The organism is Flavobacterium psychroterrae (genome assembly GCF_018380615.1).
Classification (GTDB): Bacteria; Bacteroidota; Bacteroidia; order Flavobacteriales; family Flavobacteriaceae; genus Flavobacterium; species Flavobacterium psychroterrae.
The window spans coordinates 71,063-86,344 of the sequence record NZ_JAGYVZ010000015.1 but is presented as its reverse complement, the minus strand read 5'-3'; the positions used below and the strand labels follow the sequence as shown (position 1 = coordinate 86,344).

The 15,282-nt window shown below is 34.9% G+C and carries 5 protein-coding genes; 3 read left to right on the top strand and 2 right to left on the bottom strand.

Features of this window, described 5'->3' with window-relative positions; genetic code table 11:
• The first annotated feature begins 84 nt into the window (after window positions 1–84).
• The gene (locus KHA90_RS16050; protein WP_213302711.1) at window positions 85–1,251 is read left to right on the top strand and encodes a beta-ketoacyl synthase N-terminal-like domain-containing protein; all 1,167 of its coding nucleotides are present in this window, start codon (window positions 85–87) and stop codon (window positions 1,249–1,251) included.
• A 64-nt stretch (window positions 1,252–1,315) separates the two neighbouring features.
• Here the strand turns inward: KHA90_RS16050 and KHA90_RS16045 are convergent, their stop codons facing one another.
• A complete protein-coding gene (locus KHA90_RS16045) occupies window positions 1,316–5,893 on the bottom strand; it encodes an Ig-like domain-containing protein (RefSeq protein WP_213302708.1) in 4,578 nt (1,525 codons plus the stop codon).
• Between the two features lie 360 nt (window positions 5,894–6,253).
• Window positions 6,254–6,718, bottom strand: a complete 465-nt coding sequence (locus tag KHA90_RS16040; protein WP_213302704.1) for a regulatory protein RecX — start codon at window positions 6,716–6,718, stop codon at window positions 6,254–6,256.
• 307 nt (window positions 6,719–7,025) lie between these two features.
• Here KHA90_RS16040 and KHA90_RS16035 point away from each other — a divergent pair, with 307 nt between their 5' ends.
• Entirely contained in the window at window positions 7,026–10,142 is a 3,117-nt protein-coding gene (locus KHA90_RS16035; RefSeq protein ID WP_213302701.1) for a T9SS sorting signal type C domain-containing protein, read from the top strand.
• 484 nt (window positions 10,143–10,626) lie between these two features.
• Window positions 10,627–15,279, top strand: coding sequence for a GEVED domain-containing protein (locus tag KHA90_RS16030; RefSeq protein WP_213302698.1), 4,653 nt, complete (start codon window positions 10,627–10,629; stop codon window positions 15,277–15,279).
• Window positions 15,280–15,282: the final 3 nt, after the last annotated feature.

Here is a 15,282-nt window from a genome sequence, read left to right as displayed (position 1 = left end):
CAGTGAAAATCTGTTTAATCTGTGTCATCTGTGTGCCATTTTTTACAAAACTTCGCGAACTTTGCCATTTAAAAATTACCAATTTTGAATAATAAAATTGCTATAACAGCTTTTTCTTCTATCTCGCCTTTAGGAAATACCACTGAAGGAATCTGGGAAAGATATCTCGACAATCAACATTGTTTTTCTAAACAGTTTTTAGATCAGCAGGAAACTTCGGTAGCTTGTCTAGATACTGAATCAAAGTTGATTATAGCTGAATTAAGAGAATCAGATATTAAATACAAGTTTTTAGATGATTCGGTTTTATTTGCTATAGCAGCTTCTAGAAAGGCAGTTCAACAAGCAGGATGGAATTCAGATGATATTTTCGGAATCAATATTGGTTCATCCCGAGGTGCAACAGATTTATTCGAAAAACATTATTCGGCATATTTAAATACTGGAAAAGCTCCAACTTTAGCTTCTCCAACCACAACTTTAGGGAATATTTCTTCTTGGATTGCGCACGATTTACAAAGCAATGGTCCTGAAATTTCGCATTCTATAACGTGTTCAACGGCACTTCATGCCTTATTAAATGGTGTTGCATGGTTAAAATCAGGAATGGCAGATAAATTTTTAGTTGGCGGAAGTGAAGCTCCTTTAACCGATTTTACGATTGCTCAAATGCGTGCTTTAAAAATCTATTCCAGAATCGATCAGGACGATGAACTTTGGCCCAATCTGGCTTTTGATTTTGAAAAAACTCAGAATACAATGATTTTAGGCGAAGGCGCTTCGGTTTGTTGTTTGGAATCCGGTGAAAAGGAAAATGCAATTGCATACATTACAGGAGTTGGATATGCAACGGAGATTTTAAAACATAATATTTCAATTTCTGCGGAAGCAACCTGTTTTCAAAAATCGATGAAAATGGCTTTGAAAGATGTTGATTTGCAAAGTATTGATGTTATTGTCATGCACGCTCCCGGAACGATAAAAGGTGATTTAACAGAATTAAGAGCCATCGAAAAAGTTTTCGGATCTCAATTGCCTTTATTAACGACAAATAAATGGAAGATCGGACATACTTTTGGAGCATCCGGAATATTAAGTGTAGAACTGGCGCTTTTAATGTTGGAGCACGATACTTTTATCGGAGTACCTTTTGGAACAAAACAAATTCAGATAAAACCAATTGAAAGAGTTTTAATTAATGCTGTTGGTTTTGGAGGAAATGCCGTTAGTATTTTGATTGAAAAACCATAACTAATAGATAAAAAAGAAAAGAAATAAAAAAACCATTCGCCGCAACGAATGGTTTTTTTTGTTATTAGAAAATTACTTTCCTGGTAATGATTTTGTTGTCTTCTGTTCTGACTTTTACAATTATGACCTGATGTTGAATCGATAATTGATCCGTTGAATACGATGTTGTATGTACATTTTCCTTATTAAAAATATTTCGTCCTAAAACATCATAAACATACACAGATTCAATATTTAAAAGATCAGATTCAATCAGGATTTGATTATTTGACTGATAAATCACAATCTGTTTTCTTGTGATTTCTGGTATTGAAGGAATTTCCAGCACAGGGTTTTCAGGAGTTGGATTTCCTCCCGGCGTTGTTGCTACAGGATTCTCAGGCTGTGTTGCTACAGGCGTTTCCGGTTGACTTGTAACAGGATTCTCAGGTTGCGTTGCTACAGGCGTTTCCGGCTGAGATGTAACTGGATTCTCAGGTTGTGTTGCTACAGGCGTTTCCGGCTGAGTTGTAACTGGACTTTCAGGTTGCGTTGCTACTGGTGTTTCCGGTTGAGTTGTAACTGGACTTTCAGGTTGCGTTGCTACTGGTGTTTCCGGTTGAGTTGTAACAGGATTTTCAGGTTCGGTTACTACTGGCGTTTCAGGCTCAGTTGTTACCGGATCTGCCGGTTTTGGTTCCTCATTAGGAGCAATAGTAGTTTTTTTGTAAAATGAAAGTACAAAACGATCATTAAATGTTCCTGGATCAGTAGCGAAAGTATATCTTGATTCAGATAAATTGGTTACAACATTAGTAGTTTTGTCTAATAAATATACATTTTTACTGCTAAATAGTCCGTCAACACTTTCAATACCAATTGTATATTCTGTAGCTGAACTTGCAATATAACCTAATGGAATTATTTCTTTTTGTTCTTCAAACGGTAAAGCACGACCTTGAATAACTAAATTGTTTTCACCTAATATTGAATATAAAGCGGTTCCTGATGCATAAGTACTTCCGTCGTAAGCATCATCTAATTCATTTGTTGCTCCGGTAATATAACCTAAAAGCATTTCGTTATAAGCGCCATCATTATTTTTAATATTCAGCCAAACTCTGTTTTTCTCCACAACAGTTTTTGCTGTTTTTGAAAACTGATTGTTACTTGCCGTTGTTTTTACTCTCAATGCATTATTAAATACAACATTTCCTGTTGTTTTAGCTTGTACAAAAAATCCTTGTCCTGATGCAATATTTCCAGTAAGTTTATTACCTCCGCAAGTAGGACAATTTGTAAAATCTCCTGTTCCTGTTGAACCGGTTGCGTTGTATGAAATGTAGCTTGAATCGCTATAAACAAATTGACCGTTTGCATTAGGAACCGGCGTAATTGAATGCGTCCATAAATAAAATGTTCCCTTAATTACAGCACTATTGTCTGCATAAAACTGATCTGCATTTAAAGCCGATGGATATGGATTGCCTAATAAATTTGTTGTTGTAGTATTACCAGCTTTATTTATTACCGGAATTGTAATGATACCATTATTAGGTACACCAATAAATTTTCCTTGATAAATTTGTGGATTGCCAATTGCAGCATAAGATTGAGGCCCTCTGATAATGTATCCTTTTCCTGGCTGCATTATGTAATTTCCTCCATTTAAGTATTTCCAGTTATTAATAGAGGAGTCAAACTCTAAGTATTTGTCAAACAAAGTTTCTGGAGATAAATTGTATAAAGTTTGATTGATTACCGGAGATGACCAGTAAGTATAATCAAAACGATTTATAGGCGTTGTGTTTCTGTTAACTTCAAATGAAGTCGTGCTGCCGGTATATGTAGAGCTATTGTTTGTTTGTACTAATGAACCACTGTTTTGAACTACTATTTTACCAGCTGCATTTACAGTAATATTTTCATTTACAGTAAGGACTTTATCAGTCGCAATTGTTAATGTTTTACCTGCAGCTACTGTACATGAACAAACTTCCAAATCATTTGTTAGTGTATAATTATTGTTGATAATGATAGAAGAGTTTGCTGGGGGAGCAGTTGATCCGTCATAACTAAAAGGCACGTCAATAAAATTGATTGCTACATTAGCATCTCCGGCATCTTCTCTAAGACGAACATCAACTTTAGAGTTTTTATTTAAAGAGTATTGTTGTCCGCTATTTATTAGTACTGAAGTATTAGTATATCCTGATTGGGTGTAAACCTTTACTCCATCAATATAAATTTCTCCAATATCATCACAATTTACTAACTGTATCTGGTAACGTCCACAAGGAAAACCCTGACGTTTATAGGCAATTGAAAATTGATCAATATTCATAGGGGCACCTTGCCATCCAGCAGTATAAGATGGTGATTTAGTTCTGTCCCAAAATGTCTGAGTATTTATGTTTAAATTATTATCTACATAAGTTCCTGCGTAACTTGCCGCCGGTAAAGATATGTCTGCTAATGTATAACCATAAACATTCCATTTGTTATCTCCGTAAACTGTTGGGTTACCTTTTACAGCACCATAAGAAAAGGAAACTCTTGATGAACCTGCATTTTCATAATATTCTAAAACCAAATCATGCGTACCGGCAGTAAAAGTATATTGTGCCGAGTAACCAATATAACTATGATCACTCCATGAATTTGCTGGTGTTACATTTACTAATGTTCCATCAATGTATAATCTAACTCCATCATCAGCACCTAATGTAATGTTATAAGTTTCTGCTGTTGTTGTAGCTTTCATTAAATAACGTACAAAAAACTTGTCGCTTGGTGCAGTACCACAAAATGCATCTGCTGCAACAGTAGCGTCTCCGGTTATTACACCATCGCCTATATTTCGATCAAAATTAGCTTTTTCCGCAACAGATCCTGTATAAGTAGTGGCAGCCGGATTATTACCTGTATAATTATAAACATAACCTTTCCAATAATTTGATCCTGCGGTTAAAGCCGGAGTACAAGCTGAAGTTACCCCAACAGTAGCAGATGAATAATTTGAATTAGCGTTTCGTAATGTATAATTAAATGAAGTTGTTCCTGCAAAAGTACTTGAAGGAGTAAAAGTTACACTTGTAGTACCGTTTACAGTTACAGTTCCGTTTGTTGGTTGCGTAACAGTTATTTGTTGTAATGCAGCACCACCTATAACATCATTTGATATAATAGGAATAACAGTAGACTGACCTCCGGGAAGGGTTACATAATCATTGTTTGCCGTTAAGGTATTAATGTCTTTTACTGTTCCTGTAATAACTGGACCTACAGAATTTCCATTTCCGTTTAATATATCAAAAGTATTGTAAGTATTAGATACGTAGAATCTTATGTATACTGTTTCATTAGGAAGAACAGGGTTTATATCTGTAGCGAAAGTAGTAGTTACTGGTGTCCATGCTCCGGCACTATTTGTTTGAGGAACTAAAACTTTTACTCCCGTAGCAAAATTAACGTCCTTGGAATATCTTACCTCAAATCGTTGACCATTTGTTGATCCTCTGTAACTAAAATTAAATTGTTTTAGATTTAACTGATGATTTGCATCAGCAGTATTAATTTTAAATTGAATGTATTTGTTAAGATCTAAATTACCTCCATTTTGAGATGGATCCGGCCAACTTCCGGTTTGAAAAAAAGCATTTGTGGTATTTTGGTAAACATAAGATAGTGTTGCTCCGGTAGAAGTTACAGGTGAATTAGAATTTACATACGTTTTTGTAACGGGATTGAAACTTGATGAAGCACCATTCCAGAGAGATAAATTATCATCTGTAGTATTTGAAATTGTTACCTTGATACTTGCCGTAGAAGTTCCTGTTGGTGCTGTTACAGTATAGTTAAGAGTAGATGAACCGGTAAATCCCTGGGCAGGATTAAAAGTTATGGTTTTATCCGGATTGATTATAGCGGTCCCTTCTGATGCAGGTGGATTAGAAATTGTTAATGCTGTAACAGTTTCTTTTTTAACATCGTTATTTAAAGGATTAATGTTTACTGCAACTTCTTTTAGTGTGCTTTCATAATCATTTATAGCCAATATTTTAGAAGAGTCAAAACTTGTTATAGTTCCTCTAATAAGTGGTACAACATTATTTGTATTAGTTCCTGTTTTTACATCAAAAGTATTATAAGTGCTATAAGCATAGATTCTAACGTAAACTGTTTCGGTTGGTAATATCGGATTTATCTCTGCAGAAAAACTTGTTGTATAAGTTGTCCATGTTGTTGGAGTTGAAGTTTCTAATATTAAATCTTTTACACCAGTGGCAAAAGAAACATCTTTAGAATATTTAACTCTAAATTTTCCTGAACCAGATTTAGCCTGAAAGGTAAAAGTACTTAAATCTGCCTTATAGCCTGTGTTGGGTTTTATCGTAAACTGAATATATTTTGTTGGATTATATTCCCCACCATTATCCGCAGGAGTTGGCCAGTTGCTTGTTTTAAAAAAAGTTTCGTTACTGTTATCCGAAGTATAAGCAATGTTAATTCCGTTATTTGGAGACAAATCTTGCGAAGTGACATTTGCAACAGAATAAGTTGGGCTCAAATTATTAGCATTAGCGGCATTCCATTTTACCAGGTCAATTTGACTAAATCCAAAAAAAGGTAAAAATAAAAGTAAAAGAAAAGTTTTTTTCATGTTAAATGTGTTCTATACAATTTGTTATGCTGGCATAGGATAAAATTTGCCCGCACAAATATAGACACATCTACGTGTTACTAAATAGATAGGTTTTTAGAACTAATATATAATCGTTAAAGTGTTAAATAAAGTCGATGAACTACACGTTTAAAATCGTATATTCATGTTATTTCTTATAAATACAGGATTTTAAATATAAGAAAACTCGTAAATTATGGGCTAAAAACTGAGAATTTTTAAAATTTTATTCCAAAAAAAGCGAGTTGCGTTGACTATTCGCAAAATATGCTAAAAATCAGGTTATTCTAAAGTAAGAAAATTTAATATGTTTTCCTATTTATATTTCATATCTAAGAATTAATTAAATTCTTTCTCTAAAACAGTAACTTTATCATAAACTAAAAAACTTTCATAACCTCTTCGTAACATATAATCGCAGAATTTTTTTCTCTTTTTCAAAATATTTTTTTCCTGAAGACCATTCCAGCATTTTTCAGAAAGTTGTTCAAAAGTAGTTTCATACTCTTCAGATGAAATTTCTTTTAATGCCAAAGTAATATTGAAAGGAGAAATATGTCTCATTTTAAGTTCATTTGTAATTCTAATTCTTCCCCAGTGCTTTATACGGTGTTTTCCTCTTGCAAAACTGCATGCAAAACGACTCTCATTCAAAAAGTTACTTTCAATTAGCTGAACTACAATAGCATCAATTTCATCCGGGGTCATTTTTAAGCTGTATAATTTGTTTACCACCTCATCATGGCATCTTTCCTGATAGGCACAAAAGTGTTCTAATTTTAACAAAGCCTCTTTATTTGTCATGAATTAATTGTTTTTTTTTCAAATGATAAAATTTTGTTTTTTTTATATAAAAAGTAAGAATTTAGAGCTAAAGCTGTATTTTTTTGGGAAAATCGAGGCAAATTATTTTAGTTTTCATAATTTTTGTAGGTAAATATTACTTTTTTTTGTATAAAAAGCTTTATTTCAGTAACTTAGAGACGGTGCTTTTTTATAACAATATTGATTTCAGACTAATCCTAAAGTCGCAAAAAAAATCTTTTTTTTCAGTATTTCCTATAAAAATAGCACAAAATAATTAAAGCCATTAATATTAAATCCTACCATTATGAGACTAAAACTATCTTTATTTGCCTTTTTTATTTACATTTTTTCATGGTCTCAGACCACAAATACATTTACCAGTAGTGGTTCATTTGCAGTAGCGGCGGGACTTACATCCGTAACAGCTGAATGTTGGGGAGCAGGAGGATCTGGAGGAGGAAATGACACGAGTAACTCAGCAGGCGGCGGCGGCGGAGGTTATAGTAAAGCCACAATTACCGTAACTCCTAATACTTCAATAAGTTATTTAGTTGGTTTAGGAGCAGCAGGAACTACAGCAAGTGGTATTAATGGGGCAGCATCTAGTTTTTCAACAGTATCAGCTAATGGAGGCATTGGCGGTACAAGTGGCGTTGGAGGTGCTGCAGGTATTGGCGGTACAGGTGGTACAGGTACCACTTTTTCAGGCGGGAAAGGATCTAATGGTAGCCTTGTACTCGCATTGTTGTTTTCAGGAGGTGCAGGAGGTAGTGCAGGAACTGCCGCAAATGGTAATAACGCAAATGGTGGTGCTGGTGGAGCTGCTGTTGCAGGAGGTGGAGCCGGAGGTTCAGGAGCAACTTTAGCAGGTCCTGGAGGTAATGGCGCTATACCCGGTGGCGGTGGCGGACTGGTTTTGTTGGGTATTGGCAATAACAAAGGCGGAAACGGCGGAAACGGACAAATAAAAGTAACCTATACCTGCCCAACCTACAGTACGACAGCTGCAACAGCAACAAATGCTTGCGCCACAGATGGAACTTCTATAATCACAGTAGCAGGAAATGCAGCTAATTTACCTGTAGGAACTTACACCGTAACTTATAATACCAATATTCCTGTACAGACCGCATTATCTGCAACAATGACTGTAGCTACAGCTGGAACTGGAACTTTTACGGCTACGGGTCTAACAACTGTAGGGACTAGCACTATAACAATTACGGGATTAGCATCTGGAGTTTGTTCTTCTGCTGTTTCTGCAACTAATACTGCAAGTGTAACAATTTTAGCAGCAAGCGCAGGAGGTTCAGTTGCGGGAGGTAGTACAATTTGTAGTGGTTTTACAAGTGCGCCATTGTTATTGTCTGGACAAAGCGGAACTGTAATAAAATGGCAATCTTCAATTAATCCTTTTACGGTATGGACAGATATTGCAAGTACTGCGGGGCTTACAACTTATACATCAGGAATACTAACACAAACGACTCAATTTAGAGCTGTTGTACAAAACGGACCTTGTATTGCTGCTACTTCCAGCGTTGCAACTGTTACTGTAAATACTTTACCGGCAGCTCCAATTATCGGAACAATAACTCTGCCTACATGTGCGGTTCCTACTGGTACAGTCGCATTAAGCGGTTTGCCTTCTGGTGGAACTTTGACTATGAATCCCGGTGCTATTGTAAAACCATATTCAGGAACCACGGCGATTGTTTCCGGACTTTCTGCAAATACATATACTTTTATCGTCAATAACGGAACCTGTACATCTGCAAGTTCAACAGGTGCCTTTGTGCCGGGATTGATTACTAATACTTACACTACTTCTTGGTCTAATGGTACACCCACCGTAGATCAGAATATTATTTTTGCTGGAAATTATACATCTCCCGGAGCCGGCGCAGATATTACTGCTTGCAGTTGTACGGTAAATTCAGGAGTAAATATTTCAATTCAGGCTTTTGACACTTTAACTTTAACGAATGCATTGATAAATAATGGCGGAACTGTAACTTTTCAAAATAATTCCAGTTTGTTACAAACAACAATTGCTGTTAACGTAGGTAATATCGTTTATAAGCGAACAAGCTCAAACATTCGTCTTGCTGATTTTATCTATTGGTCTACACCTGTTAATCCGCAGAAATTGGTAGATGTTTCTCCTTTGACTTTGTTTGATAAATATTTTGGATTTGACGGAACAGCCTGGGTACCTACTGTTGCAAATTCAAGTATGGTAGTCGGAAAAGGTTATATTGTTCGCGGACCACAAACGTATTCAACTACTGTTGGTGCTGATTATACGGCATCGTTTATTGGCGTGCCAAACAATGGCAATATTTCGGCGGAAACTGTGCAAACAGGTAATTATTATTTAGTAGGAAATCCTTACCCGTCTGCTTTAAAAGCCGAGACTTTCCTGGGAGCAAATGGATTTTTAAATGGTACACTGTACTTCTGGACACATAATACTGCGGTAGTTTTTGGACCGGGTTATCAATACAATTCAAACGATTATGCAAGTTATAATTTGAGTGGTGGAGTTGCTACAGCCCCGGCACCCAGCGGAAGTATTCCAGGAAACAATAACAATACTCCATCAGGTAGAATTGCTGCGGGTCAATCCTTTTTTGTAAGTGCCAATGCTCCGGGAACTATAGCATTTAACAATGTAATGCGAATAGGAGGCGCAAATAACAATCAATTTTTTAAATCGGAAACTAATTCAGATGCAGAAATTGAAGCGCATCGTATTTGGTTGAATATGACAAATGATGAAGGGGCTTTTAAACAATTACTTGTCGCTTATATTGATGGTGCTACAAACGATTATGAAAACAGATATGATGGGAAGAGTTTTAACGCAAACCCATACCTGGATTTTTACAGTGTAGATACCGAAAATAATTATGTGATTCAAGGACGTGCCTTACCTTTTCAAAATAGAGATGTGGTTCCTTTAGGTTATCGAAGCACAATTACAGGCGATTTTACAATTGCTATTGATCATGCAGAAGGTGATTTAAATACACAGCCCGTTTATCTTGAAGATAAGTATGAAAGCGTGATTCATGATCTGCGAGAAAGTAATTATACATTTACAACACGATCTGGAACATTTAACGATCGCTTCGTATTAAAATACACTAATTTGTCATTAGGAGTTGAAGAAAATGAAGGAGAAAATAATGATTTACTGATTGCTGTAAAGGATAAAATAATTACAATAAATTCCTTCAGAAATCAAAATATTAGCACCGTTTTTATCTACGATTTATCGGGTAAGCAAGTTTACAAAAAAACGGACATTTCAGGTAATAATTTAGTAATTAATAACTTAAAAGTTCAGAATCAAGTACTGCTTGTAAAAGTCATTTTAGATTCTCAGAATATTCATTCGAAAAAAATAATTTACTAAATAATTCACTTTTCAGTTAAAAAAATCCATTTATAGGTTTATAAATGGATTTTTTTATGCAAAAAATGAAAAAACAGCACTTTAAAAAGTAGGGTTTTTTATCTGAAACAATTTTTTAAAAACCAATAAAATGCATTTCATCGGATATTTTTGCAGTTTGTCGGAAAAGAAGTGTTTTGAAAAAAAACACTTGCGAGACACTCTTTTTTATAGTTTATTTGAAGCAGAATTTCTTAAAACAAGATTGTGAAATCTTTTAAGTGTTGAAATTTAAATGATTGTGTTTTTGATGTAGTTGGGTTAGTTTTTGCCTGTTTTTTTTGAAAATTTATTTTGTAAATAAAAGCTTTCAAAGAAGATAGAATATTTTAGAAATTAAAATGCAAAACGATGTTGATGGAAAAATAAATAAATTATTGAAAAACAACACTTTTGCTTTTTTAAGATATTTTCCAAAAACAAAATATAAAACCCCAATACCTGTATGATTCAAAAATTACTTTTGTTCGTTCGTTCTTTATTTTTAAAATTTAATTCTTCTTCTTCAGAAAGGTCTTTTATTCCGAGTTTAAAATTGCTTTGTGTTGCGATGTTTTTTGTAAACTTTAGTTATTCCCAAAAAACATGGGATGGTTCTGCAAGTAACAATTGGAATGCAAATAACAATTGGACTCCCTCAGGAGTGCCTACAGCAACTGATGATGTCATAATACCAAATGGTGTTACTGGAACAATTACTATAAATACTGATGCTGTATGTAAAAACTTTACAATTAATGGTGGAGGGACCACAAATAATGTTACAATAAGTGCAGGTAATTCTCTTACTGTTTCAGGAGTAGTAACAATTAATGCGGGAAGTACTAATGGAGTAAATAAAATTCTTAATGTAGGAACGAGTTCTCTTACTTGTACGGCTATTGCTATAGCTGCAACGACTAGTACTACGAGAACTTCTGGAATAACGCTATCATCTGGAATTGTAACTTCTTCAGGAAATATTACAATGGGTAATAATAATTTCTTTAATTTTTCAGGATCGGGAGTTTTAAATGTTGGTGGAAATATGTCTGGAGGAACATTTACTTCTTCAACGGGTACTGTAAACTACAATAGATCTGGAAATCAAACCGTTGGTTCATACAATTATTATAATCTAACTTTGTCGGGTAGTGGAGCTAAAACAACCTCTGGAGTTGCAGTAAATGGTACCCTTTCTATGGAAGACGCTGCTACTGTTTCAACCGCTGTGACTTATGGCGGAGCATCTACATTACAATATAATACTATAACAAATCGTACTGCTGGTAATGAATGGCCTGCAACTTTTGCTGGTACTGGAGGTGTAGCAATTAAAAATACTGGAATCATTACATTAAATAATGCAAAAAATGTAGCTAACAATTTTTCTATAGATTCAGGAGCAAAAGTAAATCTTGGCTCTTTTACTCATTCTGTAGGAACTCTTATTCTTAATAATTCTTCTACAGTTGCAGGTTCTTGGGGAAGCAATGGTTCAACAGCAGTAAATAAAAGTAATACCTATTTTGATGCTTCATCTTCTGGAATTGTAAATGCAGGATGTACATTTAATTTTGCTGCAGTTGCGCCAATTACGAATGTAAGACTTAATACTTTAAATAATCCCTCATCCGCATCAAGTACAACAGCTTATGAAGATTTTGCTTCAAGTAGTAGTACTACATTAATTAGAGGGCAGAGCTACACTATTTCTGTAAATGGAAATACATATAATGGGAATTACAATTTTTATTATACAGCTTTTGTAGATTGGAATCAAGATGGTGATTTTGATGATTCAGGAGAATATTATGCAATTGGAACTATCTCTAATTCTACAGGAAGTGATGGAAAAATAGCTTCAGTTTATTTCCCTATTCCAAATGGAGCCGTTTTAGGTAATACCCGAATGCGTATTATAAGTCATTATAATTCTTACAATACAACCCCATGCTCATCTGTTGATGGAAATAGTTTTGGACAAGTTGAAGATTATTTAATTACAGTTCAGGACGTATGTTCAGTTGCACCAGCTCCGGGAAATACTGTTACATCAGCTGCGTCTGTATGTCCAGGTACTCCTTTTACTCTGTCTTTACAAAATACATTAGCAGATGGAACAACTTATGTTTGGCAAACTTCACCAGATGGTAACGCTCCATGGACAAATGCCCTTCCAACACCATCAACTTTTTTTTCAAGTACTTTTTCAACAGCACAATCTGCTAATACAACGGTTGGAAATATTAGCCTTTACGGAAATGATACATCTATCACTGGAGGAGAATTGCTTTTAACTAAATTGAATACAAGTTATTATGGAGGTTTCGTAATTCAATCGACGCCTGGTATAAATATAAATGCTTTTACTACAAAGTTTGATTATAAAATTTATGGAGGCACCGGTGCTGATGGATTAAGTTTGAGTTATGCTCCTACTGTTGTAAATAATGCAGGAAATGGTGAAGGTGGTGAAGGTTCTGGAATCATCTTACAGTTAGATAGTTATGATAATGAGGGAATAGCAACAGGAAGTCGTGTCAGAATACTTTATAATGGAAGTTCAATCTTCAGTTCTGCGATTAATGTTCCATTTAATATACGAACTTCAAGTGCTAGAAATGTAGTATTAAGTGTGGATAACAATGGAAAGTTGTCTCTCTCTATTGGAGGTACCACAGTAGTTTCTAATCTGACTTTACCAGCAAATTATCTTAGTTCTGATAAATCAAATTGGAAATTTAAATTTTCAGCACGTACAGGAGCTTCAACAGACAACCATGTTATAGATAATCTAACAATTAACTATCTAGATGTCGCTTCAACAAATCCTACATTTACTACTTCACAAACGGTTCCAACTTATTATCGTGCTCTTGTTACTTGTGGTAGTACAGTTGATTCTGCCCCTGTTTTTGTGAATGTAACTTCTGCAGTAATTAATCCAATGACTGCGTCAGTTTGTACTGCATTAGCTTTTACAGTTACTCCGGCAAATGGAACTAACGGAACTATTCCTTCAGGAACAACTTATAGTTGGGGAATTCCAACAGTAACAGGATCAATGACAGGAGGTGCTGCAAGTACAGGTTCGCCAATAAACATATCAGGAACACTTGTGAATTCTACCGGTAGTCCACAGACAGCAACTTATACAGTTACTCCAACTTCTGGGGGATGTATAGGAATGCCATTTACTTTAACTGTTACAGTAAATCCTTTACCAACAGCTCCCATCGTAACAACAGTTCAACCAACTTGTTCAGTAAATACAGGAACTATTACAATTACAGCACCAACAGGAACTGGAACAAGTTATAGTATTAACGGATCAACCTATACAAATACTACAGGAATATTTGCAGGACTTGCAGTAGGACCTTACAATGTTACAGCAAGAAACAGTTCTGGATGTACATCACCCATAACCGTAGTAAATATTAATGCTGCTACAGTTAAAACATGGACTGGTGCAACTGATACAAAATGGAATTTAGATGCAAACTGGAGTCCAGACGGAATCCCAACTGCATCAGATTGTGTAGTAATACCTAATGTTACCAGAAAGCCTATTATTTCGGGAACTGGAATAAGTGGTGTTGCGCAGGCACTTACGGTAAATGCTAATGCTTTATTATCGGTTTTTAGTAGTAATACGCTAACCGTTACAAACGAAATAAAAGTAGCACCAACAGGATCATTGGTATTCGAAAATCATTCAAGTTTGCTTCAGTTAAATGATAGTCCTACTATTAATACTGGTGATATTACTTATAAACGTATAACACCACAAATTCGCGTAGCAGATTTTACATACTGGTCAACACCGGTAAGTTCTCAAACATTACTTGGCGTTTCTCCTTTAACTTTATTCGATAAATATTTTGGATTTGACGGAGATGGTTGGGTTGGAACAAATTCAAGTACAATAATGACCGTTGGTAAAGGATATATTATTCGTGGTCCGCAAAGTTATTCAAGAACAGTAAAAGCAGATTATGAAGCTTCTTTTATTGGAGTTCCAAATAACGGAAACCTTTCCGGAGAAACATTGAGAGCAAATAAATATTACTTAATAGGAAATCCTTATCCATCAGCTTTAGATGCTGCTAAATTTTTAGCCGCAAATACTTTTCTAAAAGGTACTCTTTATTTCTGGACCCATAATACGGCGGTGGTTTTTGCACCTGGATATATATACAATTCAGATGATTATGCTGTTTATAATCTTACCGGAGGAACAGGAACTTATGCAGCACCAAGCGGAAGTATACCAGGAAATAATCCTGCGGTACCATCTGGTAAAATTGCAGCAGGTCAATCGTTTTTTGCTAGCGCCGGGACATCAGGAGGAACTGTGACTTTTAATAATTCAATGCGTTCAGGAGCGACAGATAATACTCAGTTTTTTAAACCGGGAACAACATCAAAAGGAACTGAGGCAAATCGCGTATGGTTAAATATGACTAATGATGGCGGAGCATTTAAACAACTACTTGTTGGTTATGTTGATGGAGCCACTAATGAATTCGATAAAAATTATGATGGTTTAACTTTTAACGGTAATGCGTACATCGATTTTTATAGTTTTAGTAACGACAATAAATATGTAATTCAAGGACGTGCATTGCCATTTTCAGATGCTGATATTATTTCTTTAGGATATCGTACTACAATTGAAGGTGACTTTACCATTTCGATAGATGGAACTGATGGAAGTTTAAGCAATCAAAATATCTATCTTGAAGATAAAACAACTGGTAAAGTTCACGATTTAACCGCCGGTAATTATACTTTTAAAACTGCGATAGGAACTTTTACAGATCGATTGGTTTTACGTTATACAAACAAAACATTAGGAATTGGAGACATCGAAAACCCTGATAATAATCTTATAGTTACAGTTAAGGACAAAGTTGTCAAAGTAACTTCAACAAACGAAAATATCAAACAAGTTACTATTTTTGATATAACAGGAAAACTGCTTTATGACAAAAATAAAGTGGGAGCAACTGAATTGCAATTGCAAAATTTACCATTCAGTAATCAGGTTTTATTAGTAAAAGTTATTCTTGAAAATGATTCAACGACAACTAAGAAAATAATATTTAAGTAAAAG